Source organism: Cryobacterium sp. M25, assembly GCF_002929635.1.
GTDB lineage: Bacteria > Actinomycetota > Actinomycetes > Actinomycetales > Microbacteriaceae > Cryobacterium > Cryobacterium sandaracinum.
Genome location: NZ_PJJU01000057.1, coordinates 111,766 through 138,084, shown reverse-complemented (window position 1 = coordinate 138,084; position 26,319 = coordinate 111,766). Strand labels below are relative to the sequence as shown.

The window sequence follows — 26,319 nt, the reverse complement described above, 5'->3', positions numbered from 1 at the left end:
ACACGCCGGCCCGGCATGCTCAGCGCACCAACCGGGGCACCGAGGCGCCGGATGCCGCGTGTCCGGCGGCCGCGAACGCGGCATCCGTCTCGCGCAACACCCGCAGCACGTTGGCGCCGGCAAGGGCCGCGAGGTCGGCGGCCGGCCAGTCGCGCCGGGCCAACTCGGACAGCAGCGCGGGGTAACCGTCGACGCCTTCGAGGCCGGCAGGGAACTCGTCGGTGCCGTCGAAGTCGCCTCCGAGGCCGATGTGGGCCATCCCGGCGACGCGGCGGGCGTGTTCGACGTGATCGGCGACATCCGTCAGCGTCACGACCGGCGCCGGCCCGGCCCGGTCGCCCTCGAACCAGACCGAGTAGTCCTCGGACAGGAATTGGGGCACGAAGGTGAGCATGAGCACCCCGCCGTTGGCGGCCAGGCGGCGCAGCACGTCGTCGGGCACATTGCGGGGGTGGTCACTGAGGGCCCGGCAGGAGCTGTGACTGAAGATGACGGGCGAGTCGGACGCGTCCAACGCCGCGTGCGCCGTGGCCGGGGAGACGTGCGAGAGGTCGACCAGCATGCCCAGCCGGTTCAGTTCGTGCACGTAGTCGACGCCGCGGGGTGTGAGGCCACCGTGCTCGGGTTCATCGGTGCCCGAGTCGGCCCAGGTCGTGTTGTGCACGTGGGTGAGGGTGAGGTAGCGCACGCCCAGCCGGGCGAACATGCGCAGCGCGGCCGGGGAGTCGTTGAGGCTGTGTCCGCCCTCGGCGCCGAGCAGGGAGGCGATGCGCCCGATCGCTCGGGCGGCCTCCACGTCGGCGGCACTGCGCGCGATGCTGAAGTCGTCGGGGTAGCGCGCGGCGAGGCGGTAGACCCAGTCGATCTGCTCAAGCGTGCCCTGCACGGCGTCGGCGCCTGTGTGGTCGTCGCTGACGTAGACCGACCAGAACTGCGCTCCGACCTGCCCTGCCCGCAGCCTGGCGATGTCGGTGTCGGTGGACAGACCGCGCCCGAGACCCTCCACGGAGTAGTCGCGGCTCTGCCGGCACTCCCACGCCCAGTCGTTGTGGCCGTCGATCAGCGGGGCCAGGGCCAGCGCCTGCTCCACGACGACGGATGCCGCGACGCTGACAACGACGGATGCCGCGGCGGGCGCGGACGGAACCGGTGTGCTCATGCCCCCACGCTAGTGCCGGCCGGCACGGGCGGGGAGCGGAAGCCACCTACAGTTGAACCGGAACTGGTGAACCGGCCCAGTCGAGGCTCGGCATGCCCCCGATGGCCTGAATCAGACTTGGACCAGTTAGGACCCCCTCTCATGATGGGTGCACACCATGCCATGACCGGCGCCGCCGCCTGGATCGCCGTCACGGCGACCGCCGGGCACGGCCTCGGGCTCTTTCCTGTGACGCCCGTCGGCACGATCGCCGGCTCGCTGCTCTGCGCCGGGGCGGCCCTCCTCGCCGACGCCGACCACAACTCGGCCACCATCTCGCAATCCGTCCCGGTGCTCGGCCGGCTCGTCACCACGGGGATCTCCCGGGCCTCCGGCGGCCACCGGCACGGCCTGCACAGCCTGCTCGGCCTGTTCTCGGCGTGGCTGCTCGCCACCGTGATCGGTCTGGTGCTCTGGGAGCCCGTCTGGGCCACGGAACCGGTGCGCGCCGGCCCGGCCCTGATGAGCGCCGCGGCGATCGCGTTTGCGGCCAAGGTGCTCGGCCTCTCGAAGCAGTCGTGGGGGCTGGCCTGGGCGATCGGCTTCGCCGTGGCGGCTTTCATCGCCGTTTTCGCCCCGGAGCAGCACTCGTGGTTCGTGATCTGCTTCACACTGGGCTACGGCGTGCACCTTCTGGGCGACCTGCTCACCACCGGCGGGCTGCCCCTGTTCTGGCCGTGGATCCCGAAACCGCCCAGATGGTGGCGCCGGGTGCCGGTGCTCGAGAATCTGTGGTCATCGGGCGGCTACCTGTCCGTGCCGGTGCTGGGCAACGCCGGCTCCCTGCGGGAGTGGCTGCTGCTGATCCCGGTCACCGCCTATGCGGGCTACGGCGTGCTGTTCGCGCTGCTGGAGACCTGGGACGTCAACCTGGAGGCCACGCTGGTGGACATTGCCGGGGCGCTGCCGCTGTAGCGGGGCAGAAGACGCCGGGACATCCGTCGGTCGCCCCTGTTCACCTCGTAGGCTGGAGGCATGGGACTGCGCAATCGGCTGACGGATCTGCAGATGAAGACGATGAGCGTGCTGCACCGCGCGGTGCTGACGGCCTCCGGCGGGCGCCTGCTCGCCTCGTTCGGGTCGATGCCGGCGGTCGAGCTGCACACCATCGGCCGCTCCAGCGGCAAGCGTCGCACGACCATGCTCACCGCCCCCGTGCACGGGCACCAGCGCTTCGTGCTGATCGCCTCGAAGGGCGGCGACGACCGCCACCCGCAGTGGTATCTCAACCTGGTCGCGAGCCCCGACGTCGAGCTGACCGTGCGCGGCACCACCCTGAAGCTGCGGGCGCGAACCGCGTCCCCCGCGGAGAAAGCCGAGCTGTGGCCGCAGATCGTGGCGGCCTATCGGGGCTACGACGGCTACCAGCAGAAAACCGGCCGTGATATCCCGGTCGTGATCTGCGAGCCCCGGCCGCGCTGACCCGAACCCGGGCCAACGCCGCTCGGTGACTCAGACCAGAGTGACTCAGACCAGGGTGACTCAGACCAGAGTGACTCAGACCAGAGTGACTCAGACCAGGGCGACCGACTCGATCAACACCTTCGGGAACACCGGCGGATGCACGCCCGCCATCTCCTCGAGCACCCGGATGACCTGGCAGCTGTACCCGTATTCGTTGTCGTACCAGACGTACAGCACGGCCTTCGTGTCGGTGCAGATGGTGGCCAGGCCGTCGACGATGCCGGCCCGGCGGGAGCCGAGGAAGTCGCTGGAGACCACCTCGGGCGAGTCGATGTAGTCGATCTGCTTGTGCAGCTCGGAGTGCAGCGACATGGTGCGCAGGTAGGTGTTGAGCTCGTCCTTGGTGGTGCCCTGCGTGAGGGTGAGGTTGAGGATCGCCATCGACACGTCGGGCGTGGGCACCCGGATGGCGTTGCCGGTGAGCTTGCCGGCCAGCTCGGGCAGCGCCTTGGCGACGGCCTTCGCGGCCCCTGTCTCGGTGATCACCATGTTCAGGGCGGCGCTGCGCCCGCGGCGGTCGCCCGAATGGAAGTTGTCGATCAGGTTCTGGTCGTTGGTGAACGAGTGCACCGTCTCCACATGGCCTTCCCGGATACCGAAGCGGTCGTTCACGGCCTTGAGCACGGGCGTGATCGCGTTGGTGGTGCAGGATGCCGCCGTGATGATGGTGTCGTCCGCGGTGATGGCGTCGTGGTTGATGCCGTGCACGATGTTCTTCAGCGCGCCCTTGCCCGGAGCCGTGAGCAGCACCCGGGCGACACCCGGGCAGGCCAGGTGCTGGCGGAGTCCGTCGGCGTCGCGCCAGCGTCCCGTGTTGTCGACCACGACAGCGTTCTGGATGCCGTATCGGGTGTAGTCGACGGTGGCCGGGTCGCTCGAGTAGATGACCTGGATCAGCGTGCCGTTGGCGAGGATCGTGTTGCCCACCGGGTCGACGGTGATGGTGCCCTCGAATGGTCCGTGCACCGAGTCGCGGCGCAGCAGGCTCGCCCGCTTGACGATGTCGTTATCCGACCCGCGGCGCACCACGATGGCCCGCAGGCGCAAACCCTGTCCCCCGCCGGCGTGGTCAATCAGGATGCGCGCGAGGAGACGTCCGATCCGGCCGAAGCCGTACAGCACGACATCCGTGCCCGCGGTGACGAAGTCACCCTGCCGGTCGACGACATCCGCCAGCTCGGCCCGGAGGAATTCCTCCCGGCCGCGCCCGGCACCCTCGAGTTTGTAGGCCATGGCCAGCCGGCCGAGGTCGATCGACGCGGTCCCGAGCCGGAGGGTGCTGAGGGTCTGCAGCAGCGGCAGGGTCTCCTCCAGGGGCAGTTCCACATCGTCGATGTGGCGCGCGAAGCGGTGCGCCTTGAGCAGTCCGATCACCGACTGGTTGACCAGTCCCCGGCCGTGCACGCTCGTGACGACGTGATTTTCCCGATACAGACGGCCGATCAAGGGGATCATCTCTTCAGCGAGTGCCTCCCGGTTGATCCACGAGGCCAGAGCGCGATCAGATTCCTGAAGCAAAAGACATACCCTTCGTTCTCGACCGCATCGTTGCGCCGAGTGTGCAGACCCCCCGGCCTGAGTCTTCGTTGTGCTACTCGTCGAGCGCGAGTTCCTTCGGCAGTTCGAACTCCTTGGACGCGAGTTCCTCGACGTTGACGTCTTTGAAGGTCAGCACCCGCACCGACTTCACGAACCGGTCGGAACGGTAGACGTCCCAGACCCAGACATCTTTCATGGTCAATTCGAAGTAGAAGTCGTGCTCCGTGTCACGGCGCACCAGTTCGACCTCGTTCGCGAGATAGAAGCGTCGTTCGGTCTCGACGACGTACTGAAACTGCCCCACAACGTCTCGGTACTCGCGGTACAGGGCCAGCTCGACCTCGCGGTCGTAGTCCTCGAATTCATCTTCTTCCATGGTTCCTCAATCCTACGCTGTGATCTTCAGCCAGGATTTGCGATGCAGCAGGGTGGGTCCGAGCAGGGCGATCGCCGCCATGTGGGCGGGGCTGCCGTAGCCCTTGTTGCCGGCCCACTCGTAGCCGGGCGTCACGGCATCCGCCTCGATCATCAGAGCGTCGCGGTGCACCTTCGCGATCACGGATGCCGCGGCCACCGACGCGCAGTCCTGGTCGGCCCGCACGCGGGTCACCACGTTGAGCGGAGTGCTCAGTGCCCTGTTCAGCCAGTCGTCGTTGCCGTCCAGGAGCACCACGGCGCCGGTGATGTCGACCCCGGCCGCGAACAGATGCGCGAGGGCCCGCTTGCCGGCCAGGCCGAGCGCGGCGATGATGCCCAGTTGGTCGACCTCCAGCGGCGTCGCGAGGCCGACCGCTGAGTGCAGCGCCCAGGCGACAGCCAGCGGCGCGAGGAGCCCGCGCCGGGGTTCACTGAGCATCTTGGAGTCGCGCAAACCGGCCGGGAAGGCCGAAGCTGAGGCGTTGACGACGGCCACACCTACCCCCACCGGACCGGCAAGGGCGCCGCGGCCGACCTCGTCGACACCGATCACGCAGGTCGCCCCGGCGGCCAGCAACGCCCGTTCGACGTCGAGGGTCGGATCCACGACCATTCCCTACCTCGTCTCCGTGGGGACGCCCTGGAAGACCTCCGGGAAGTCGTCGAGCCAGGACCAGCGCGCGGTCGGCCAGCTGATCACGAGGGCGCGCCCGACGACGTTGTCGATGGGCACGAACCCCTTGCCGGGGGTCTCGGTGTTGTAGCGGGAGTCCTTGGAGTTGTAGCGGTTGTCACCCATCACCCAGAGCGAGCCGTCCGGCACGACGATGTCGAAGTCGTCCTGCGAAACGCTCGTCTCCCCGGTCGGCAGAGACACATAGGGTTCGGACAGAGGCACGTCGTTGACGCTCATCTGGCCGAGCGGGTTGCAGCAGGTGACGTGGTCGCCCGGCAGCCCGATGACGCGTTTGATCAGGTGGTCGTTGCTGTCCGGCGCCGACAGCCCCACCGCGGCCATGACCCAGTCCACGGCGGCGATGACGGCGTTCTGCTCGAGGGGCGCCTGCGGCAGCAGCCAGCCGCCCGGATCCCGGAACACGACGACGTCGCCGCGTTCGACCGGGATCAGTTTCGGTTCGAGCTGGTTCACGATGATCCGGTCGTTGATCAGGAGGGTGGTCTCCATCGACCCGGAGGGAATGTAGAACGAGCGCACCAGGAACGTCTTGATCAGGAACGAGATGAGCAGCGCCACCACGAAGATGACCAGCAGGTCACGTATAAAGAGTGCAACGCCGCGCTTCTTGCGCTTTGTTTCTGTTCCCTGGCGATTGGATCGCGTGGGCAGAGAATTATCTGTCATTAAACCGCCTGAGCTCCTGACCCAGTGTACGGGTGAGGAGCTCAGGGGGAATCCAGCGCAAGCTGGAAGTCGACTGCGACGGGTGTTAGTCGCGCTTCTCCTTGATCTTGGCCTTCTTGCCGCGCAGGTTGCGCAGGTAGTACAGCTTCGCGCGACGCACGTCACCACGGGTGACGACCTCGATGCGGTCGATCACCGGGGAGTGCACCGGGAAGGTACGCTCGACGCCGACCTGGAAGCTGACCTTGCGTACGCAGAACGTTTCGCGCACGCCTTCGCCGGAGCGTCCGATGACGACTCCCTGGAAGACCTGCACACGAGAGCGAGCGCCCTCAACGATGTTGACGTGGACCTTGACGGTGTCGCCGGCGCGGAACGCCGGAATGTCCTTGCGGAGGGATGGGGCATCCACCTGGTCGAGAATATGCATACTGTTCGCTCTCTGTATCCGCCACAGGACGACTACGGCTTATGCGATCCGACACGCGAGGCGAGCGAATCAGCAAATGAATGAGTTTGTTTCGTGCCGATACGTTGCAGCTCCCCTGTGGCAGAGGCTTGCCACGGCACAAACGATGATTATGTCACGAAATGCACCATGCCCGCAAAAGCTGGGTGAAGGTCAGGCCTCCGGCGCCTGACCGTGCTTCTTCCCGGATTCCTTCTTCTCGAACGACTCCCCGGGCGGGCGGAGTGGATGCTCGCGCACGATGATGACGGAGGGATCCGGCGTGGGGTTGAAACCGTCGGTCGGCGGCAGCGTGGGCGGCACGGTCGGCAGGAACGCGGGGCCCCTCGCCGTCTCCTCGACCAGGAGCATCATGGCCCGCATGCTGCGGCGGGCGGCGGCGATCAGCTCCCAGATGGCGAACCAGAACGCGCCGATTCCGACCACGATCACCAGCGCGGCGAGGCCCGGCGCGACGCCGTAGGTAAAGCCCATGCCCACGATCAGGGCGTGCCAGAGCGTGAGGATGCCCACGTCGGCCCACGACACCATGCGGGTGCTGCGCACCTCGGTGCGGGCGGAGAAGATCAGGCTCACGGCGAGCAGGCCCACACCGACCACGAGGCCGCTGAAGAAGCTGCCGACCACGTCCCAGCCGCCGCTGCCGTAAACGGAGGCGCCGACCAGGAGCCACGCCGGAAGCACGAGGACGGCAATGAACTGCCAGTAGTAGAAGAACCTGCGTACGAACACGGAATCAGACTACCCGGGCGACCTGCTCCGGCGAGCTCAGTTCGCTGGCGGCAGAAGGTCCGGGCGCACCCGGGCCGTGCGCAAGAATTGCTGCTCCCGCCGCCACGCCGCGACGGCGCCGTGGTTGCCACTGAGCAACACCGACGGAACGTCGAGGCCGCGCCAGGCCGCGGGCTTCGTGTAGCTCGGATATTCGAGGAGGCCGTCCTCGTGGGATTCCTCGACAAGGCTTTCCGGGTTGCCGACGACCCCCGGGATCAGACGACCGACGGCCTCGATCATGGCCATCACGGCCACCTCTCCCCCGTTGAGCACGTAGTCGCCGAGACTGACCAAGCGCACCCGCCCGTCCTGCTCGAAGTGGTCGAAGACCCGCTGGTCGATGCCCTCGTAGCGTCCGCAGCCGAAGATGAGGTTCGATTCCTCGGCCAACTCCCGGGCCATGGCCTGCGTGAACAAATCCCCGGCCGGGGACGGGAAGATCAGGAGCGGACTGGCATCCGTCGCCGTCGTTTCGGGCATGACGGACGCATCCGACGGCTCGGCACCCGGGTGCACGTCGGTGAGGATCGCGTCGATCGCGTCACCCCATGGCTCCGGCTTCATCACCATGCCGGCGCCGCCGCCGTAGGGCGTGTCGTCGACGGAGTGGTGCCGGTCGTGGGTGTGGTCGCGCAGGTTGTGCACCCGAAGGTCGATCAGCCCCGATTGCCGGGCCTTGCCGACCAGGGAGACGTCGAGGACGGAGAAGAACTCCGGAAAGATCGTGATGATGTCGATACGCACGGGAGAAGTCTACGAGCGAACGAGCGAGGGTTCGGCAGGCTCGGTCGCCTCGGCGGCCACCTCCGCGTCGACGTCGACTGCTTCACCGGATGCCGGGGCGCGGTTCACATGGGTACGGTGCGAGAAGTAGATTGGCAGCGCGGTGAAGAGGATGGCGCCCAGGACGTTGCCGAGGAGCACCGGGGCCTGGTTCCATACCCACCACTGCCCGACCGTGACGTCGGCGCCGAGCATGATGCCGGCCGGGATCGCGAACATGTTGACGATCGCGTGCTCGAGGCCGAGGCTGAAGAAGGTCGTCACCGGCAGCCACATCGCGAGGATCTTGCCCCCCGTGGACTTGGACGTATAGAACATGATGGTGCCGATGGCGACCATCCAGTTGCAGAGCATGGCCTTGATGATCACGACAAGGATGCCGCCGGCACCGACCGCCTCGTAGGGCAGCACCTTGTGCTCGGCGAGGTCGATGATGGCCTGGACCATCGGGTCGGACATGTCCGTGCCCAGATAAGTGATCGACGTCGTGTAGAGGAAGGCGTACAGTCCGGCCCCGAAGAGGTGGGCGAGAATGACCACGAAGAAGTTCCTGAGTCCCCGGGTGACCGTCGTGCGCCTTTCCATGATCGCAAGCGGGACAAGGGCGAAGCTACCGGTGACCAGCTCGAGACCCAATAGCAGGATCATCGCGAAGCCGACCGGGAAGAGCACGGCCCCGACGATCGGCAGCCCGGTCTGGGCCGTGGCGGTTAAGGCGACGGTCGTGGCCGCTCCGAGAATCGCCCCGGCAAGCGCACCCCGCATCACCATTTGCCCCAGGGTCAGTTGCGTTTTAAGCATGCCGGAGTGAGTGATGTCATCGACGAGTTGGCTCGGTTTAACGTACGACATGCGCCGGTGCTCCAATAAGAGGTCTGCCGCGTCGTGACGAGGTGGGGAGCCGGTCGGGCGCGGCGCGCCTCTCCCCGAGGAGGTGTTTCAGCTCCGGCCGGGGGCTCCGTCAACCTCGGCCTGGGGTTCTGATTCAGTTTCGGGGGCAGCCGTGGCTGCGGTGTTGTCACTATTGTCGACGTTGTCATCGTCGTCGTCCGGTTCCTCCGGGAGCTCTTCGAGCAAGCCGGGAGGCGGGGTGATGGTGACGATGCCGGTCGCGATGTCGACGGAGGGCACGATGGCCTTCACGAATGGGATCATGACCTCGGCGGCGGGGGTCTTCACGATCAACAGGTCCTGCGCGGGAAGGTGCTCCAGCCGCGCGATGGTTCCGATCTGGACGCCGTCGCGCACGACGGAGAGGCCGATCAACTGGTGGTCGTACCAGGCGTCTTCTTCGCCGGACTGTTCCGCGTCGTCTTGGTCGATCCAGAGGATCGCCTTGGCGAGGGCTTCGGCCGCTTCACGGTCGGGGACATCCTTGAAGAAGCCCACCGCGTGCTGGTTGTACCAGCGGAGCTCGACGAGCTCGATTTTCTTGCCGTGCCAGGGTGAACCCGTGGGCACCTGCAGGGTGAACACGGCGCCCGGGACGAAACGACGTCCCGGGTCATCCGTGAACAATTCCAGCTTGATCGCTCCCTTGAGACCGTGCGCCTTGGTCAGGCGCCCCACCCTCAACTGGCTGCGCGGAGTCGTACTGTCGTTCACCGAACTCATATCCAACTACTCATTTACCAGTTCAGAAATCGGTGTCGACGACGTCAACGCGCACGCGCCGGCCGTCGGCCAGCGCGGCCACGAGGGTGCGCAGTGCCTTGGCGGTGCGCCCGGAACGCCCGATCACGCGGCCGAGGTCTTCGGGGCTCACACGAACCTCGAGAACCTCGCCCCGTGGGGACGTCTGGGTCACAACATGCACATCGTCCGGGTGATCGACGATCCCCTTGACGAGGTGCTCAAGCGCGGGAGCGAGCAAAATTACGCCTTGTCCTCTTCGGTTGCCTCCGCGGCAGCCTCGGTCTCCTTGGGTGCCTCTTCCTTGGCCACAGGCTTGACGGCCTTCGGCTTCAGAACCGGCTTCTTCTTCTCGTCGGCGACGAACGGAGCCTTCGGCTCCTTGAACTTCACGGTACTGACGGCGTTCTTGTCACCCTTGAAGATGCCCCAGTCGCCGGTCAGCTTGAGGAGAGCCTCAACCTGCTCTGTCGGCTGTGCTCCAACGCCCAGCCAGTACAGGGCACGCTCGGACTTGACCTCGATGATGGAGGGCTCCTGCGTGGGGTGGTAGATGCCGATCTCTTCGATGACACGACCATCGCGCTTGGTGCGCGCGTCGGCAACGACGATGCGGTAGTACGGTGCACGGATCTTGCCCATGCGCTTCAAACGAATTTTGACAGCCACAATTCTCCTGTGTATTTGATTTTTGGCGAACTGGGGGCCGTGAGCGTGGGGGCACACTCGGCACAAGCTCAATAAGGTTTTTCCTGCGCCTGAGTAGAGGGTCGGACGCAAGAGAACTCGACTGATCATTCTGTCAGACATCGACGACTTTCTGATAATCGACCGGCTGGGCGGCGCGGTCATCACCGGACCCGCGGCCGGCTGAAGCGCCGCTTCGCCAATCGGTGTCAGGATTGTCACACAACCACGCCCGAAGGGGTGAACCAGGATCGGAAGGACCGCGCATGGGGATCGAATTTGCCCGGTCGAAACGGTCAACCATTGGCATCGAGTGGGAACTCGCCCTCGTCGACCGCGAGTCGGGTGACCTGGTCTGCCTGGCCGAAGAGGTGCTGACGGCTCTGGCTGCGCCCGACGGCACGCCGCATCCGCACATCACCGGGGAATTGCTCCTGAACACGGTCGAACTCGTGTCGGGGGTGCACCATACAGTTGCGGGCGCCGTCACGGATGTCGCCGTCCAGGTTGACGAGGTGCGCGCCATCACGGATCCGCGGGGCGTCGAACTCATCTCTAGCGGATCGCATCCGTTCAGCCAGTGGTTCGACCAGAAGGTCACGGACAAGGCCCGCTACCACCGGTTGATCGACCGCACCCAGTGGTGGGGCCGCAACATGATGATCTGGGGCATCCACGTGCATGTGGGGATCGAGGACAAGGCCAAGGTCATCCCGATTTTGAACGGCCTGCTCGGCTACCTGCCGCACCTGCAGGCCCTGTCGGCGTCGAGCCCGTTCTGGGCCGGCGTGAACACCGGCTACGCCTCCAACCGCGCCCTCATGTTCCAGCAGTTGCCCACCGCCGGCCTGCCGTGGATCCTGCAGGACTGGGAGGCCTGGGAGCGCTACGTGGCCGATATGACCGCCACCGGGGTGATCGAGGACGCGACCGAGGTGCGCTGGGACATCCGTCCGTCGCCGCGATGGGGAACCATCGAGGTGCGCGCCTGCGACGGCGTGTCCACGACGGAGGAACTCGGCGCCATCGCCGCGTTCATCCAGTGCCTGGTCGACTGGATGTCTAAGCGTCTCGACGCCGGCGAGACGGTCGGGTCGATGCAGCCGTGGTTCGTTCGCGAGAACAAATGGCGGGCCGCTCGCTACGGCCTGGACGCCGAGATCATCACGGATGCCGCGGGCGCCGAAAGCCTGGTGACCGACGATGTGCGCCGGCTGATCGGCATCCTCTCCCCCGTCGCCGAGCGTCTGGGCTGCCTGGACGAGCTGCAGAGCCTGAACCGGATCATCACCGCGGGTGCGAGCTACCAGCGGCAGCTGCGCGTCGCCGAGGCGCACGGCGGCAGCCTGCCGGCCGTCGTGAAGTCGCTGACCCGCGAACTCCGCACGGGCCTCCCCGCATAGCTGAGTGAGCCCTCATGGCCGTGGACGATGCGGGATCGCGGCTTGGGGGTTCCGAGCCGGGTGTTCGTGATGTCGACGCAGGCAGGCAGTGGACCGTGACGCGGGATGTGAGTGCGTTCCGGTTATCGTGTCTCTCGGGTCCGCGGCCCTGCAGCAACTCCGTCCCCAACGAATTCGACGGAGATTTTGGCGGAATCGGCCCGTCACACACCGAAAAACCCGTTTCACACCAAAATCTCCGTCGAATTGGTTCACCACCGAAGCCGGCGTTCCGCCTGTAATGATCAGCGTCCACGTGGTGCGGGCAGGACTGACCATCCGGGAGCCATACCACCACTCGATTAGGACTCACGCATCTCGGGTGCAGCCCGTCTCGAGCGCGTTTTTTGTGTCGCGCCAGGCGAGCCAGTCAGTGAGCGAGGCCAGGTCGTAGTGCGGGCCGGACAGCCCAAGGGTGAAGAGGCGGGCGCCTAGGTCATAGAGCTCGTCGGCCTCGGTTACGGTACGGGCCCGCAGCTCGGTGGAGATCTCGATCTCGGAGAGATCCCGGCCCACCGTGTCACACCACTTCGAGAGCACGCCGAGCTTGTGCTCGAGCACCGCGGGAGTGGAAAACGAATGCCAGATGTCCGCATGTCTCGCCACGATCCGGAGGGTCTTCTTCTCGCCCCCGCCGCCGATCAGCACCGGGATGTCGCGCAGGGGCGGCGGGTTCAGCTTCGCCCAGCGCGCCTCGATCCGCGGGAGGTCGGCTTCGAGGGCGTCCAGGCGGGTGCCCGCGGTGCCGAACTCAAAGCCATACTCGTCGTAGTCGCGCTCGAACCAGCCGGAGCCGGTGCCGAAGATGAACCGGCCGCCGCTGATGTGGTCGATGGTGCGCGCCATGTCGGCCTGCAGGTCGGGGTTGCGGTAGCCATTGCAGTTGACCAGCGCGCCCAGCTCGATGGTGGAGGTCTGCTCCGCCCAGGCCGCGAGGAGCGTCCAAGACTCGAAGTGGAGGCCGTTCTTCTCGCCGGAGAGCGGAAAGAAGTGGTCCCAGTCGAACGCGATGTCCGTGCCCAGGGCCTCGACCTCCGCCACGGTCACCCGGATCTTCGGATAGAGGGCGTGCTGCGGGGCGATTTGCACACCGATACGCACCCGGTCGGCCGTGGAGGAAGGCGTGGAGGAGGGCGTGGAGGAGGTCATGCGCTCATCCTAAACCGGCGGCCGGGGGCATCCGCAGCGCAGTCAGCGGCTCAGCGTTTGCGGCGCAGTGTCACCGACCGAGCATCTTCTGCAGGGCGGCCATCTCGTCTTCGGTGGGACCGCCCGCCTTCCTGGCGCCGCCGAGGCCGAAGCCCGTGCCGCCGCCCGCACCGGGGCCCGCGCCAGCGGGCTTCTCACCGGACGCGATCGCCAGATTCTCCGCCGCGCGCTTGGCCGGGTTGCCCGACTTCGAGCCCTTCTTCTTGGGCTGCGGCTTGCCACGGCCGCCGCCGCCCATGCCGCCGGGGACCGGGCCCATGCCGGGGATGTTGGGCATGCCGCCCTTGGCGACCGTCTTCATCATCTTGGCGGCCTGCTCGAATCGCGACACGAGCTGGTTGACCTCGGTCACGGTCGATCCGGCGCCGCGGGCGATGCGCAGCCGACGGGATCCGTTCAACAGCTTCGGGGTGGTGCGCTCGGCCTTGGTCATCGACTGGATGATGGCCTCGGTGCGCACGATCTCGCGCTCGTCGAAGTTCTCGAGCTGCTGCTTCATGGCGCCGGCGCCGGGGAGCATGCTCATCATCTTCTTGATCGAACCCATGTTGCGCAGCTGCTGCATCTGCCCGAGGAAGTCGTCGAGGGTGAAACTGTCGGTGGAGAACTTCTCCGCCATCTTGCGTGCTTCGTCTTCGTCGAAGGCACCCTGCGCCTGCTCGATCAGGGTGAGGATGTCACCGAGGTCGAGGATGCGGCTGGCCATGCGGTCGGGGTGGAACGGCTCGAAGTCGTCGAGGCTCTCACCGGTCGACGCGAACATGATCGGACGGCCGGTGATCGAGGCCACGGACAGGGCCGCACCGCCGCGCGCGTCGCCGTCGAGCTTGGAGAGCACCACGCCGGTGAAGTCGACGCCGTCCTGGAACGCCTTGGCGGTGGCCACCGCGTCCTGGCCGATCATGGCGTCGATCACGAAGAGCACTTCGTCGGGGTCGATGGCCGTGCGGATGTCCGCGGCCTGCTTCATCATCTCCGCGTCGACGCCGAGGCGTCCGGCGGTGTCGACGATGACCACGTCGTGCATCTTCTGCTGCGCGTACTTGACGCCGTCGCGGGCGACCTTGACCGGGTTGCCGACGCCGTTGCCGGGCTCGGGCGCGTAGACGGGCACGCCCGCCTGGGCGCCGACGACCTCGAGCTGGGTGACCGCGTTCGGGCGCTGCAGGTCGGCCGCGACCAGGATCGGGGTGTGGCCGTCTTTCGCGAGCCACTTCGCGAGCTTGCCGGCGAGGGTGGTCTTACCGGCACCCTGGAGGCCGGCGAGCATGATGATGGTCGGCGGCTTCTTGGCGAATTCGAGTCGGCGCTGCTGACCGCCGAGGATCTCGACGAGCTCCTCGTTGACGATCTTGACGACCTGCTGGGCCGGGTTCAGCGCCTTGCTGACCTCGTCGCCGAGGGCACGCTCGCGCACCTTGCCGGTGAAGTCCTTGACCACCTCGAGGGCGACGTCGGCGTCGAGCAGTGCGCGCCGGATCTCGCGAACGGTGCCGTCGACATCCGCCGCGCTGAGCTTGCCCTTGGTGCGGAGATTCTTGAACGTCTCGGCTAGGCGATCTGAGAGGTTTCCAAAAGTAGCCATGATGCGTTTAGTTTAACCGGTCGCGGAGCCTACGTTTGTTCGGGTGCGCAAACCGCATCCGAAGCCAGGAGTCACCATGTCCGTCGTCGTCGTCGCCGTACTCACCCCGAAGCCCGGTCGCAGCCAGGAGATCCTGGACGCGTTCGCCGTGGTCTCCCCCACGGTGCACGCCGAGACCGGCTGCGAACTGTATGCCGCGCACACCGACGGTGACCTGGTGGTCATGGTCGAGCGCTGGGCCAGCGTCGCCGACCTCGCGGTGCACGCGACCGGCGCGGGAATCACCGAACTTGGTGCGCTCACCGATGAGGCATTGGCCGTCTCCACGGACGTCAAGGTGCTGCAGAACGTGCCGTTCGGCGACCCGGCCAAGGGCACCATCCAGTAGGGAGCACCGACGTCCGACCGGACTGCTGCGCTACTGCTCGACGGCGATCAGTACGGGGTCGCCGTGCACGTCGATCGTGACCACGAGCAGGGCGTCGGTGTCATCGGGGCTGATCGAGTACTCGAGCACCGCGAAGTGCTCCTCGCTACGGAAGTGGTGCGGGTGGAAACCGATCCGCTGCAGCTGGATGGAGCGCAGAAAATCGATTTGTTTGTCGCCCGAATCCCAGATCAGGGCGTCGTCGAGAACCTCGGGATCCATTTCGTCGAGTTCGGTCGTGATGTAGGCGCCCGTCACCGAGCCCTCCTTGCTGAGGTCGGCCACGAGCGATTCGCGGGCCTGCGAATCGAGTCCCTCGATGTCGTTGACCATGGCCGCCGCAATGTCGAGCGCTTCGGCCGAGACGGACTCCTCGTCGGGGAAGCTGAGGTCGATCTGCACGTCCTGGTCGCCCAGTTCGGCCGAATCCGACCAGCAGACCTCGCCAGCATCGTCACTGCCGAGAATTCCGAAGAAATCGTGTTCGATGGTCATGACTGTCCTATCCGACGAGTTTTTGTGCGAAAACGTGCGGCGTGAAACCGGTGAGGTCGTTGATGCCCTCGCCCTGGCCCACGAGCTTGATGGGGATGCCGGTCTTCTCCTGCACGGCGAGCACAAAGCCGCCCTTGGCGGATCCGTCCAGTTTGGTGAGCACGAGCCCGGTCACGCCGGCGTGCTGGATGAAGGCCTCGGCCTGGGCCAGGCCGTTCTGGCCGGTCGTCGCGTCGAGCACGAGGAGCACCTCGGCGATCGGGGTCTGCTTCTCGATCACCTTGCGGATCTTGGTGAGTTCGTCCATCAGGCCGCCCTTGGTCTGCAGCCGCCCGGCGGTGTCGATGATCACGATCTCCGTGCCGTCTTTCATGGCCCGCTCGACGGTCTGGAAGGCGACGGATGCCGGGTCCTGGCCGTGGGCCTGCGGCCGCACGATGTCGGCGCCCGCCCGTTCGGCCCAGGTTGCCAACTGTTCCACGGCGGCCGCACGGAACGTGTCTGCCGCCCCGATCAGCACGCTGCGGTTGTAGGTGCGCAGGAACTTCGCGAATTTGCCGATCGTGGTGGTCTTGCCGACGCCGTTGACGCCGACGACGAGCACGACGGCAGGCCGCGCGCTGAGGTTGAGGGTGGAGTCGAGCTTGGAGAGCCGTTCCTCGAGGCCTTCGCGCAGCATCCGTTGCAGGTCGGTCGGGTCGGTCGTGTTGTACCTGGCGACCTTGGCCCGCAGGTCGGCCACGACCGCCTCCGTGATGCTGGGACCGAAGTCGGCCTGGATGAGCGCGTCTTCGAGGTCTTCCCAGGTTTCGGCGTCGATGAGCTTCTTCGCGAACATGCCGCGCAGTGCGCCGGAGAGAGACCAGGGGGTGCGTTCTGCCATACCTACAGCCTATGGCTCGCGCGGTATCTGCGCCGCTGCGCCCCAGGTGTGCCTCGCGCGAAGCGGCGCAGCCGGCGCGTACCGAGCGGAGGACCTCCGAACCGATGGTGCGGACCGGGAGCGGCACCGCCCCGATAACGCTCGTTCGTGCGATTCGTGCCGTCACACGAGCGACCCGACCCGGCAGAATGATGGGGTGACGGCCCAGACCTCACCCTCTTGTGTCGGCATCGTCCACGTCGCGGCACGTCCTTCCGAGCAGGAATGTGCAAGCCCCCCGACAGCCGCCCGGACCCGGTCTAGGGTGTCGGCATGGCAGTCAGCACAGGGCCCGAGAGTGTGCGCACCGGGATCAACCGGTGCATCGCGGCGTGCGACGCGCTCGTGACGGTAAGCGAGGACTGCGCGGACGCCTGCCTCCGCATCAAGGGCAACGGCGACATCACCCGCTGCTTCTTCGCCGACCTGGACTGTATCGAGGTGTGCTCGTCGACGAGCCGGCTGCTGTCCTGGCATGCGCGCAAGGACGGGCTGATGACCATCGCGCTGCTGGAAACCTGCCGCGAGGCCGCCCGGGCATCGATCGCGGCCTGCGAGAACATGGCCCGGCTGCATCCGGGCTGGCACACCTGCAGCATGGCCTGCCGCCGGGTCGACGAGGCCTGCGCGCGACTCCTGGCCGTGCTGCGCTAACGTTCTTCACTCGACAGCGGCGATCAGCGGCGACGTGTCAGGATGCCTGCTCGTCATCCTTCGCGATGCGCTGCCCGACCACGGCCGAGACCCCATCGAGCCGCATCGAGACGCCGTAAAGGGCATCCGCGATCTCCATCGTGCGTTTCTGGTGGGTGATCACGATGAGCTGACTGGTGGCGCGCAGGTCCTCGAAGATAGTCAGCAGCCGGCCGAGGTTGGCGTCGTCGAGGGCAGCCTCGACCTCGTCCATGATGTAGAACGGACTCGGGCGGGCCTTGAAGATGGCGATCAGCAGGGCCACGGCAGCGAGCGAGCGCTCCCCGCCCGACAGCAGCGAGAGCCGCTCGATCTTCTTGCCGGCGGGCTTGACCGAGACCTCGATGCCGGTCGTGAGCAGGCTGTCGGGATCGGTGAGACGGATGCTGCCGCTCCCGCCCGGGAACAGCACCGGGAACACCTCGGCGAACGCCGCCTGGGTGTCGTCGAAGGCGCTGCCGAAGATGGCACCCATCTTCTCGTCGATCTCCTCGATGATGGTGAGCAGGTCGCGGCGCGTGTTGGTGAGGTCGGTGAGCTGCTCAGTGAGGAAGCGGTGCCGCTGCTCGAGCGCGGCAAACTCCTCGAGGGCCAGCGGGTTCACTCGGCCGAGCTGGGCGTAGCGGCGCTCGGCGACGGTCAGGCGGCGCTGTTGGTCGTCCCGGTCGAAGCGGACGGGTTCGGCGGTCGGGTCTGAGCTGTTCTGGACGGCGCCCGGGATCGGCTGGTCGGGCCCGTACTCGGCCACGAGCACGTCTTCGGTCAGACCGAGGTCGCTGACGGCGCGCTCGAGCAGCCCGGACAGGTGCAGCTTCTTCTCGTAGATGGCCAGTTCCAGGCCGTGCACGGTCTCGGTGACGGCCTGCAACCGGGCGCGGAGGGCGCTGTCCTCCCGGCGCAGCGCCGCGATTTCCTCGTTCTGGCTGCTGCGCTCCGCCTCGGCGGTGGCCAGGCGCAGCCTGGCCTCGCTGGCGGAGGCGTCGACCGAGGCAAGCACCAGCGGGAGCGCCTCGGCCACCCGGCTGGCGGCATCCACCTGACGGCGACGGATGACCGCACGCCGGGCTGCCTCCTCGGCCGCCGCCCGCGCGGCAGTCTGCTGTTTCGCGAGCGCGTCGGCCCGCGCCTGCCCGGCGCGCACGCGTTCGCGGGCGGTCTCGGCCTGGAGCCGGGCCTCGACCTCGGCTTCGCGCGCGGCCTCGAGGGCGGCGACGAGCGCGTCGCGAGGTCCGGTATCCGGCACCGGGCGCGGCCGGGCGCGCTGTTCGTCGCGCGCGGTGCGGGCCGTCTCGCTCGCGGCCTCGAGGGCGGCGACGGCCTCGGCCTGCAGCAGGAGGGCGGCGGAGAGCCGACTCAGTTCGGCGGCGGCCGCCTCGAGCTGCACGGTGGCCCGGTTGGTCTTCTCGGCCTGCACGGTCGTGCGGGACTCGAACGCCCGCACCCGGGCGGCGGCCGCCTGGGCCTGGGTCTTGCGGGCGGACAGCACGACGCGGGCCTCGGCGAGGTCGGCGACGACCTGCTCGAGCCGGGTGCGCACCGCAGCGAGCGAGTCGGCGGCCGCATCGCGGTCGGCGATGAGCTCGAGGCGGCTGCGCCGGGCCCCGGAACCACCGCACAGCACGGTGTCGCTGAATACGTCCCCGGCCCGGGTGATGACGGTGATCGGGAGGGCTGCGCGCTCGGCGGTCGCCACGCCAACGGTCTCCACTTCCTCGGATCGGGGTCCGAATCGGTCCACGGCGGCTCGGGCGGCGTCGAGGTCGTCGGCGATCGCTGTACGCCGGAGCAGGCCGAGCACCCCGGGTGGCGCGTCGATCACCGATTCGGCCCAGAGCAGCCCGGGCTGCACGGCGAGGTCGGGCCGGGTGTCGGGTGCGAGGACATCCGTCGTGCCGGTACCCGACGTGCCAATACCTGACATGCCGGTATCCGCCGTGCCGTCACCGGGCGCGTCGGCGTCGATCGTGCCGGCCGTCGCATCGCCGGTCGCGTCTGCGGGCGGGGCGTCGGCCCTGGCGTCTTCGTCGATCGTGCCGGCCACGATCAGTTCGACCCGGCCGAGATCGTCGGCGCGGGCGCGCACGATGGCGTCGACGGCCGCGCTCCAGGTGTCGGCGAGCACGGCGTCGGCGAGGGAGCCGAGGGCGGCGGCGATGGCGGCCTCGTAGCCGGGCCGCACGCGCACATGCTCGGCCACCAGACCACGGATGCCCGCCGGCGCCGCAGCGAGCAGGGCCGCCGAGCCGTCCTTATGGTCCAGGGCGAGGGACAGTGCCCCCGCGCGGGCGGCGAGGGCGTCCCGTTCGCGTTCGCCGAGGTGCAGTTCGTCGCGCAGGCGTTCGACCTCGACCTCCGCCTGGGCGACGGCAGACCGGGCCGCGGCGGCAGCCTCGGCCGGGTGGCTCTCGCCGGCGTCGACGGCGGCCGCGTCGAGCGCCGCGGCGTCCGCGTCGAGTCCGGCGAGGTGTGCCTCAGCCGTGTCGACCCGGCCACGGGCGGCATTGAGGGCGTTCTGCTGCCGCAGCACCTCGCCGCGCACGGAGGCCAGGCGGCCCGCGGCGGTCTCGGCTTGCCCGGTCAGCTGGGAGAGGTGAAGGTCGTGCCGGGAGACCAGCACGGCCTGGGCGGCGATCTGTTCGTCGAGGGCGTCGAGCCGGCCCCGGGCCTCCTCGGTGGCCGCGCGGGCGGCAGCCCAGGTGGAGTCGGCCACGTCGATGCGGCTACGCAGCGCGTCGATCTCGGCGGCGGCATCCGTCAGCATCGCCGTGGTCACGCTGGGGCCGGCGTCCACGGACTCGGCCTGCGAGCCGAGCAGGGCCAGCCGCTGGTTGGCGAGGGTGTAGAGGCCGCGCAGGCGCTCCTGCACGGATTCCAGGCCGAAGTTCGTGCGCCGGGCTCGGTCGACGGCGTCGCCGATCTGCTCTTGCTCGAGTCGGCGCAGGCGCCGCTGCCGAGTCTCGAGCTGTTCGGTCAGCACGAGTCGTTCGGCGTGCCGCTCGCTCTCGGTGCGGCCGTGCGCGTCGAGCGCGATACGCAGCGTGACCACGTCGTCGGCGAGGAGCCGGGCCCGGGCGTCGCGGGCGACGGCGGCGATGATCTGCGCCTCGCGGGCGATGTCGGCCTGGCGTCCGAGCGGTTTGAGCTGCCGCCGGATCTCCCCGGCGAGGTCGCTGAGCCGGGTGAGGTTGGCCTGCATGCCGTCGAGCTTGCGGAGGGTCTTCTCCTTGCGCCGACGGTGCTTGAGAATGCCGGCGGCCTCCTCGATGAACCCGCGGCGCTCCTCGGGGCTGGCGCGCAGCACGGCGTCGAGCTGCCCTTGCCCCACGATCACGTGCATCTCCCGGCCGAGGCCGGAGTCGCTGAGCAGCTCCTGCACGTCGAGCAGGCGGCAGGTGCGCCCGTTGATCGCATACTCACTCGCGCCGTTGCGAAAGAGGGTGCGGGAGATGGTGACCTCGGTGTAGTCGATCGGTAGCGCGCCATCCGTGTTGTCGATGGTCAGCGTCACGGCCGCCCGGCCGAGTGGGCCCTTGGTGGACGTGCCGGCGAAAATGACGTCTTCCATCTTGCCGCCGCGAAGGGTCTTCGCGCCCTGCTCGCCCATCACCCAGGCGAGTGCGTCGACGACGTTGGACTTGCCCGAGCCGTTGGGCCCGACCACGCAGGTGACGCCGGGTTCGAAGGCGAACGTGGTGGGGTGGGCGAAGGATTTGAAGCCTTTGAGCGTGAGGCTTTTCAGATACACGGTTTCGCCCCCTTTCGTCGCTGACTCGGGTCGCGGCTGCCCGGCGCGCCACCCCCAGTAACGGTACCGGACACAGCCGCCACCGCCCGGTAGGCGCGGTCCCTGGCGGTAGGCGCGGTCCCTGGCGGTAGGCGCGGTCCCTGACGAATTCGACGGAGATTTTGCCGATTTGGAGCGGAAACGGATGTCTCGGGCCGGGTTTGAGCAAAATCTCCGTCGAATTGGTTCGGGGTTGGGGCCGAGCCCGGGCGGCAGGGGCGGCAGGGGCGGCGCTACGCTGGCCGATCATGGGGACCTTCACCTTCGAGATCGACGAACTCGCCATCCCCGCCGCGCCGCAGGCTCCCGGCTGGGCCGATTTCGAGGCGGCAAACGGGGTGCGCAACACGGTCGAGGCCGAGGCGTATGGCACCACCGACCTGGAGCTGACCGCCGAAGAGCTCCTGCCGGGCTGGCTCATGCAGGCGTGGGAGCCCAAACGCCTCTTCGTGGCCCGGTCCAAGGGACGCCTTGTCGGGCGCGGTCACTACGAGACCCTTCCGGAGGATTCTGCCGAGCACGCGTGGTTGGCCGTGGAAGTGCTTCCCGAGTACCGACGGCGAGGCATCGGCTCAGCCCTCACTGCCCCGCTCGAAGCGATCGCGCAGTCCTTGGACCGTAGCGTTCAGATCGTCTACGCACCATCACCGACAGCGCCGGGTGAGCGCATTCACTCCTCCACCGGGTTCGGTTCGGTTCCGCTCGGCAACCCCGAGGTTCGGTTCCTTCAGGGCCGCGGCTACCTCCTCGAGCAGGTCGTGCGCGCCAGCCGGCTTACCCTGCCGGTGGATCCCACGCAGCTACGCCGACTGCGCGACGCCGCCGCCGCGCACGCGGGTCCGGACTATGCAGTGCTGCAGTGGGTCGATCGCACCCCGCCGGAATGGTTGCCCGATCTGGCGGTGCTCTACACGCGCATGAGCACGGATGCCCCGAGCGCCGGCCTTGCCGAACCGGAGCAGCTCTGGACGCCCGAGCGCGTCATGCAGGAGGAGCAGAAGGCTGCCGCCGGCAGGCGCACGGCGCTGACCTCGGCGGTGCTGCATGGCCCGAGCGGCTACCTCGTGGGATTCACCGAACTGGAGGTGCCGGCGGAGTCCCGCCGCGCGGTCAGCCAGGAGGACACTCTGGTGCTGCGCGAGCACCGCGGCCGCCGGTTGGGGATGCTGCTGAAGGTGGCGAACCTCGAGCTGCTCGCGGCGGAGCGCCCCGGGCATCCGTCGGTGTTGACCTATAACGCTGAGGAGAACCGGCACATGCTCACGGTCAACGAGGCCATCGGCTTCGTGCCGCTCGGTTACGAGGGAGCCTGGCGCCGCGACGCCCTCTAACCCGGCCCTCCGGCCCTCAAGCCTGCCGAGCCCTGAATCCCCGAGCCCTGAGTCCCAGAGCCAAAGACCCAGATCCCAAGACCCGACAACCAAAAGCCCAAAGCCAAAGAACAAAAGACCGAAAAGCCAGCAAAGAGGGCAGTGCCGGTTATGCAGCAACAGGTGGTGCGGGTGGCAGAGCGTACCCCGTCGGCGAGGTCCGTGTAGCCGTTGTCTTTCAACCACTCAGTGATGTGGTGTGCTTCAGTCCAGGCGGGTGATCTGTCGCAGTCCACCCACCGGCATCCGCCGTCGCGCACTCCCATGGCGGCGCGCTGTGCCTCGGTGAAGAGTCGTTCGTCACCGCCGACGTCGATGATCTGCCCGGTGTCGTCGAACTGGAGGCTTCGGGTTCCGGTGTCGCAGTGGAGCCGGTCGATCGTTTCCTGCGAGATCGGCTCGGGGTTGCCTTCGATCTGCCCGTGGCCGCGGACTTCAGGGCTCCCGGCTGGCGCGGTTTGACGGCCTTTTCGGTCACGATGACCCGCACCGAAGGGCGGTGACCGCCGAACACCCGGCCCTGATCGGCCTCGCCGGCGATCTTCAGCAGCTGCACGAGGGCATCGGCGGCGATCTGGTCCGTGGTGCGGGGGTCGTCCTGCATGCGTGTGGCCCACGCGGCTTTCGCCTTGTCGACGAAGCGCACCCCGCCGCGGCGAGGGCTGGTGATCGAGTCGAAGACGGAGAGCACGAACTCGCCGTCTTCGGTCGCGAAGAGGCCATCCAGACGCACCTTGCCGTTGCCGAGCCGGTAGACCTTCAGGAACCGGTCGTCGTGGGCCTGCTTCTCCCGGGCGGCAATGCCGGCCTCGTCGAGGCGGTCGCGCATGCGCCGCGCGAGTCTGAAGACCTGGTCAGTGTTCAGCGTCGACGCCTCGACAAGAAGCAGGGTCAGGGCTTCGGTGAGCTTGTCGGCGGTGACCGCCGCGTCGATCTGGCCGAGACCAAAACGGATCGACTCGGCCGCGTCGACGGAGAGAGCGCCACTGGTGACCGCGCGGGCGATCGGCGCCTGCCAGGGTACCTTCGCAACGAACTCCGCAACCTCGGCGGCATCAGCGTCCGGCGACTCCACGGCCGCCTCGACGCGCGCCTGCGCCGCCTCGGCATCGGCCATCATCGTGCCGACCGCGACCAGTTTGAACGCGTCGGTCTTGGTCGAGCCCGTCACCTTTTGGATCAGCGCCTCGGGCGAGAGGAATCCCTGCTGCGCGGCCAGACCTGAATGGCCGAGTTCGGGCCGGGAACGCCGGGCGATGGTCGCCGCCATCCACGCGGATCGGGTGTCGAAGAGGCGGCGGGCGGCCGCGATCTGCTTCTGACCGGCCAGCACCGCGGCGTCGGCGAGGTGCTCATAGTCGGCGCAGGACGAGCCCAGGCGGGCGTCGGCATCCGTTGCCGCTCTGAGGTCATCTGCGGTGGTTGTCATGGTCCGAGGTTAGCGAAGATGGTAATTAAAGTCGAGAGTTATTCACTTGATATTCGAAAGACTTTCGTATTTTTGTTCGACAGGCAGGCTTCTCGCGGGCAGCGAGCCTCAGCGCAGCCGTTGGCATCGCGGGCAGAGGTGTGAACTGCGGTTCATGAACTGCTGCCGCACGAGCAGTGTGCCGCAGCGGGGGCACGGTAGACCCTGCCGGCCGTACGTGTTGAGGCGGTGCGAAAAATACCCGGACTGACCATTCACGTTCACGTATTGCGCATCGAAACTGGTGCCGCCCTCGGCCAGGGCCCGGTTCAGGATGCTGCGGACCGCGCCGAGCAGCGCCCGCCCCTTCGCGGGCGACAGGGAGTCTGCCGGCTGCTCGTAGTGCACCCGGGCCTCGAAAAGGGCCTCGTCGGCGTAGATGTTCCCGATGCCGCTGATCAGGGTCTGGTCGAGCAGGGCGCGCTTGATCCCGGTCTTCTTGCGGGCCAGGGCAGCCAGGAAGAGCGGCGCCGAGAAGCCCGGATCCAGCGGGTCGCGCGCGATGTGCGCCACCTGCGACGGGATCAGCCCCGACCAGCCCAGGCCTGAACCGGCCAGTCCGTCCGCCCCGGTCGCGCCGCCTGCGAGCCCGGAGTACCCGGCCGTCAGCCCGTCGCGGGTGGGCTGCATCGAGTCCACGGCCATACTGCCGAAGATGCGCTGGTCGACGAAGTTGACCCACAGCTCGCCGTGTTCCGGGTGCTCGATCTGCAAACGGATGCGCAGGTGCCGGTCCGTGTCCGATCCGGGGCTGCGCAGCAGCACCTGACCACTCATTCCGAGGTGCACGACCAGGGCGCGCCCGGAATCCAGCGGCAGCCAGAGGAACTTACCCCGGCGGACGGCGGCGAGCACGCCCCGCCTCTGCAACAGGTCGGCAAAATACCCGCTCGCGGAGTCATGGCGACGCAGGGATCGTGGCTCGAAGACCTCGACACCGGCGATCACGGCGCCGGTTACGGCCGGCGCCAGGCCGGCGCGAACGACCTCCACTTCAGGAAGTTCGGGCATGCGAGCCTTTCAGCGTCACGGCCTGACAGCAGCTCAGGGAGTGCTGAGGCGCGTCCAGGCGTCGAGCGCGGCGGCCATCTCGGCGTGCTTCTTGCTCGTGCCCCCGCCGACCGCACTGACGTCACCCACAGTGACGGTGGCGATGAAGATCTTGGAGTGATCGGGTCCGCTTTCCGCGATGGAATACACGGGAACCCCGGTTCCCAGGCGAGCCGCGGCTTCCTGCAGGCTCGTCTTGGGGTCCATGGACACTCCGAAGTGCCCTGGGTCACGGAGGAGCGGCTCGATCAGGCGCAGCACGAGCGCCGTCGCCGTCTCTCCGCCGGAGTCGAGGTAGACCGCTCCGATGAGCGCCTCGACGGTGTCGGCAAGGATCGACGACTTGTCGCGCCCATTGGTGAGGATCTCGCCGCGGCCGAGGCGCACGTACGCACCCAATCCGATGCCGCGCGCGATGCCCGCCAGGGCAACGCTCGACACCAGGCTGGCCCGGCGCTTGGCAAGGTCACCCTCGTCGAGCTGCGTGTACTCCCGATAGAGCATGACCGTCACGGCCTGCCCCAGAATCGAGTCACCGAGAAATTCGAGGCGCTCATTGTTGGGTATGCCGCCGTGCTCGTACGCGTACGAGCGGTGGGTGAGAGAGAGCTCAAGCAAGGCCGGGTCGATCTGCACGCCGAGAGTCGCCAGCAAGGACGAGACCTCGGGATCGACGCTCACGAGTGCCGACTCAGCGAGTGCCCGCCAGGCAGATGCCGACCGAAAACACTGATGCCGCGACTCAACGGATCGGGACCCTGAATCGGGACTCCCGGCATCCGTCGGCGCGGCATCAGACGTTCGAGCACAACGAGACTAAACGTCGGCGACCTTGCGGCCCTTGTATTCCATGAACAGCGCCGTGCCGGCGGCGTCGGTGACGACCTTGGCGCGGTGCGGCAGGCTGTAGACAACTTTGCCGTTTTCCATGGTCTTGACCAGGGTGGGAGCTTCGGCCTTCCAACAGGAACGACGTGAACGGGTGTTGGAGCGTGATTGCTTGCGCTTCGGGACTGCCATGACTACTTCTCTTCTCTATCCGTTTCAGCCTGGATGTCTTCATCCGTGCCGCTGCTTTCGGAAGCTTGGAATTCCATGAGCGCGGCCCACCGGGGATCGCGCTTTTCTTCGGGTAGGAACTCAGGGGCCTCGGTAAGCCGTTCACCGGTCTCGGGGTCGAGACCTGGGCAATCCGGCCGGCAAACCGGCTGGAACGGCAGTGACAACACCACCGCATCCCTGATCAGAGGTTCAAGATCCACGTGGTCATCTTGAACTTCACTTTCATAAGCTTCGTCTAGAGAGTACGCGAAAAGCTCGTGAAACTCGACTTGGACCGGCAATTCGACGTCGATGAGGCATCTGCCGCACTCTCCGGCGGCGATTCCGGACACCTGGGCCGACACGAGGATGCCCTCGTGCAGGGTTTCGAGGCGCAGGTTCGCGATCACGGTAGAGCCGGCCTTCACGGCGACCAGGCTCTCGCCGAGGTCTCCCGGCACGACGATTTCGAGGTGCCGTTCGTGCATGGTGCCCGGGCGGTTGATC

Annotated in this window: 28 protein-coding genes; 6 read left to right on the top strand and 22 right to left on the bottom strand. The window is 67.5% G+C overall.

From position 1 onward, the window contains the following. Positions 1–19: 19 nt before the first annotated feature. Positions 20–1,159, bottom strand: a complete 1,140-nt coding sequence (locus CXY81_RS13725) for a dipeptidase (RefSeq protein ID WP_104195170.1) — start codon at positions 1,157–1,159, stop codon at positions 20–22. Positions 1,160–1,300: 141 nt separating this feature from the next. On the opposite strand from CXY81_RS13725, the gene CXY81_RS13720 reads away from it, so the two are divergent. Continuing rightward, positions 1,301–2,113, top strand: a complete 813-nt coding sequence (locus CXY81_RS13720) for a metal-dependent hydrolase (protein ID WP_104195169.1) — start codon at positions 1,301–1,303, stop codon at positions 2,111–2,113. Between the two features lie 60 nt (positions 2,114–2,173). Then, positions 2,174–2,620 (top strand): nitroreductase family deazaflavin-dependent oxidoreductase, encoded by a 447-nt coding sequence (locus tag CXY81_RS13715; RefSeq protein ID WP_104169860.1) that lies wholly within the window; start codon positions 2,174–2,176, stop codon positions 2,618–2,620. 90 nt (positions 2,621–2,710) lie between these two features. Here the strand turns inward: CXY81_RS13715 and CXY81_RS13710 are convergent, their stop codons facing one another. The 11 genes from CXY81_RS13710 to rpsP form a co-directional block, all read right to left on the bottom strand. After that, positions 2,711–4,180 carry a glyceraldehyde-3-phosphate dehydrogenase gene (locus CXY81_RS13710; RefSeq protein WP_104169859.1) on the bottom strand — a complete coding sequence of 490 codons (1,470 nt, stop codon included), beginning with the start codon at positions 4,178–4,180 and terminating at the stop codon, positions 2,711–2,713. 73 nt (positions 4,181–4,253) lie between these two features. Further along, the gene (locus tag CXY81_RS13705; RefSeq protein WP_066596196.1) at positions 4,254–4,577 is read right to left on the bottom strand and encodes a DUF2469 family protein; all 324 of its coding nucleotides are present in this window, start codon (positions 4,575–4,577) and stop codon (positions 4,254–4,256) included. Positions 4,578–4,589: 12 nt separating this feature from the next. Next, positions 4,590–5,231: a ribonuclease HII gene (locus CXY81_RS13700; RefSeq protein ID WP_104169858.1), complete on the bottom strand. Its 642-nt coding sequence runs from the start codon at positions 5,229–5,231 to the stop codon at positions 4,590–4,592. Between the two features lie 3 nt (positions 5,232–5,234). After that, entirely contained in the window at positions 5,235–5,981 is a 747-nt protein-coding gene (gene lepB / locus CXY81_RS13695) for a signal peptidase I (protein WP_104195168.1), read from the bottom strand. A gap of 85 nt (positions 5,982–6,066) precedes the next feature. After that, positions 6,067–6,411: a 50S ribosomal protein L19 gene (gene rplS / locus CXY81_RS13690; protein WP_104195167.1), complete on the bottom strand. Its 345-nt coding sequence runs from the start codon at positions 6,409–6,411 to the stop codon at positions 6,067–6,069. Positions 6,412–6,603: 192 nt separating this feature from the next. Next, positions 6,604–7,182 (bottom strand): MFS transporter, encoded by a 579-nt coding sequence (locus CXY81_RS13685; RefSeq protein ID WP_104195166.1) that lies wholly within the window; start codon positions 7,180–7,182, stop codon positions 6,604–6,606. 36 nt (positions 7,183–7,218) lie between these two features. Further along, the gene (gene trmD / locus CXY81_RS13680) at positions 7,219–7,968 is read right to left on the bottom strand and encodes a tRNA (guanosine(37)-N1)-methyltransferase TrmD (protein WP_104195165.1); all 750 of its coding nucleotides are present in this window, start codon (positions 7,966–7,968) and stop codon (positions 7,219–7,221) included. 9 nt (positions 7,969–7,977) lie between these two features. Beyond that, positions 7,978–8,859, bottom strand: coding sequence for a formate/nitrite transporter family protein (locus CXY81_RS13675; protein ID WP_104195164.1), 882 nt, complete (start codon positions 8,857–8,859; stop codon positions 7,978–7,980). 87 nt (positions 8,860–8,946) lie between these two features. After that, positions 8,947–9,621, bottom strand: coding sequence for a ribosome maturation factor RimM (gene rimM / locus CXY81_RS13670; RefSeq protein ID WP_104103111.1), 675 nt, complete (start codon positions 9,619–9,621; stop codon positions 8,947–8,949). 22 nt (positions 9,622–9,643) lie between these two features. Continuing rightward, entirely contained in the window at positions 9,644–9,880 is a 237-nt protein-coding gene (locus tag CXY81_RS13665) for an RNA-binding protein (RefSeq protein WP_104103108.1), read from the bottom strand. Positions 9,881–9,882: 2 nt separating this feature from the next. After that, a complete protein-coding gene (gene rpsP / locus CXY81_RS13660) occupies positions 9,883–10,308 on the bottom strand; it encodes a 30S ribosomal protein S16 (protein WP_104195163.1) in 426 nt (141 codons plus the stop codon). A 284-nt stretch (positions 10,309–10,592) separates the two neighbouring features. Between rpsP and CXY81_RS13655 the strand changes: the two genes are divergently transcribed. Beyond that, a complete protein-coding gene (locus tag CXY81_RS13655) occupies positions 10,593–11,729 on the top strand; it encodes a glutamate--cysteine ligase (RefSeq protein ID WP_104169852.1) in 1,137 nt (378 codons plus the stop codon). 348 nt (positions 11,730–12,077) lie between these two features. Here CXY81_RS13655 and CXY81_RS13650 read toward each other — a convergent pair whose 3' ends face one another. Together CXY81_RS13650 and ffh are read right to left on the bottom strand one after the other, a co-directional pair. Next, positions 12,078–12,917 carry an LLM class F420-dependent oxidoreductase gene (locus tag CXY81_RS13650; protein ID WP_104195162.1) on the bottom strand — a complete coding sequence of 280 codons (840 nt, stop codon included), beginning with the start codon at positions 12,915–12,917 and terminating at the stop codon, positions 12,078–12,080. Positions 12,918–12,987: 70 nt separating this feature from the next. Continuing rightward, positions 12,988–14,562, bottom strand: coding sequence for a signal recognition particle protein (ffh, locus tag CXY81_RS13645; RefSeq protein ID WP_104103097.1), 1,575 nt, complete (start codon positions 14,560–14,562; stop codon positions 12,988–12,990). Positions 14,563–14,638: 76 nt separating this feature from the next. Between ffh and CXY81_RS13640 the strand changes: the two genes are divergently transcribed. Further along, entirely contained in the window at positions 14,639–14,950 is a 312-nt protein-coding gene (locus CXY81_RS13640) for a putative quinol monooxygenase (RefSeq protein ID WP_104195161.1), read from the top strand. Positions 14,951–14,980: 30 nt separating this feature from the next. Here CXY81_RS13640 and CXY81_RS13635 read toward each other — a convergent pair whose 3' ends face one another. After that, positions 14,981–15,484 carry a DUF2004 domain-containing protein gene (locus CXY81_RS13635; RefSeq protein ID WP_104171690.1) on the bottom strand — a complete coding sequence of 168 codons (504 nt, stop codon included), beginning with the start codon at positions 15,482–15,484 and terminating at the stop codon, positions 14,981–14,983. A 7-nt stretch (positions 15,485–15,491) separates the two neighbouring features. After that, complete coding sequence (ftsY, locus tag CXY81_RS13630) at positions 15,492–16,367, bottom strand: signal recognition particle-docking protein FtsY (protein WP_104103088.1); 876 nt, start codon at positions 16,365–16,367, stop codon at positions 15,492–15,494. A gap of 312 nt (positions 16,368–16,679) precedes the next feature. Here ftsY and CXY81_RS13625 point away from each other — a divergent pair, with 312 nt between their 5' ends. Beyond that, positions 16,680–17,060 (top strand): four-helix bundle copper-binding protein, encoded by a 381-nt coding sequence (locus CXY81_RS13625; RefSeq protein WP_146067704.1) that lies wholly within the window; start codon positions 16,680–16,682, stop codon positions 17,058–17,060. Between the two features lie 37 nt (positions 17,061–17,097). Here CXY81_RS13625 and CXY81_RS13620 read toward each other — a convergent pair whose 3' ends face one another. Beyond that, entirely contained in the window at positions 17,098–20,844 is a 3,747-nt protein-coding gene (locus CXY81_RS13620; protein WP_104195160.1) for a chromosome segregation SMC family protein, read from the bottom strand. A 287-nt stretch (positions 20,845–21,131) separates the two neighbouring features. Here CXY81_RS13620 and CXY81_RS13615 point away from each other — a divergent pair, with 287 nt between their 5' ends. Next, entirely contained in the window at positions 21,132–22,214 is a 1,083-nt protein-coding gene (locus CXY81_RS13615; protein WP_104195159.1) for a GNAT family N-acetyltransferase, read from the top strand. 217 nt (positions 22,215–22,431) lie between these two features. Here the strand turns inward: CXY81_RS13615 and CXY81_RS13610 are convergent, their stop codons facing one another. The 5 genes from CXY81_RS13610 to CXY81_RS13590 form a co-directional block, all read right to left on the bottom strand. After that, positions 22,432–23,682 carry a DUF222 domain-containing protein gene (locus tag CXY81_RS13610; protein ID WP_104195158.1) on the bottom strand — a complete coding sequence of 417 codons (1,251 nt, stop codon included), beginning with the start codon at positions 23,680–23,682 and terminating at the stop codon, positions 22,432–22,434. 108 nt (positions 23,683–23,790) lie between these two features. Then, positions 23,791–24,732 carry an Fpg/Nei family DNA glycosylase gene (locus CXY81_RS13605; protein ID WP_104171683.1) on the bottom strand — a complete coding sequence of 314 codons (942 nt, stop codon included), beginning with the start codon at positions 24,730–24,732 and terminating at the stop codon, positions 23,791–23,793. Between the two features lie 33 nt (positions 24,733–24,765). Beyond that, complete coding sequence (gene rnc, locus CXY81_RS13600; protein ID WP_104195157.1) at positions 24,766–25,452, bottom strand: ribonuclease III; 687 nt, start codon at positions 25,450–25,452, stop codon at positions 24,766–24,768. 135 nt (positions 25,453–25,587) lie between these two features. After that, positions 25,588–25,791, bottom strand: coding sequence for a 50S ribosomal protein L32 (rpmF, locus tag CXY81_RS13595; RefSeq protein WP_066596228.1), 204 nt, complete (start codon positions 25,789–25,791; stop codon positions 25,588–25,590). 2 nt (positions 25,792–25,793) lie between these two features. Then, the gene (locus CXY81_RS13590; RefSeq protein WP_199183070.1) at positions 25,794–26,300 is read right to left on the bottom strand and encodes a DUF177 domain-containing protein; all 507 of its coding nucleotides are present in this window, start codon (positions 26,298–26,300) and stop codon (positions 25,794–25,796) included. Positions 26,301–26,319: the final 19 nt, after the last annotated feature.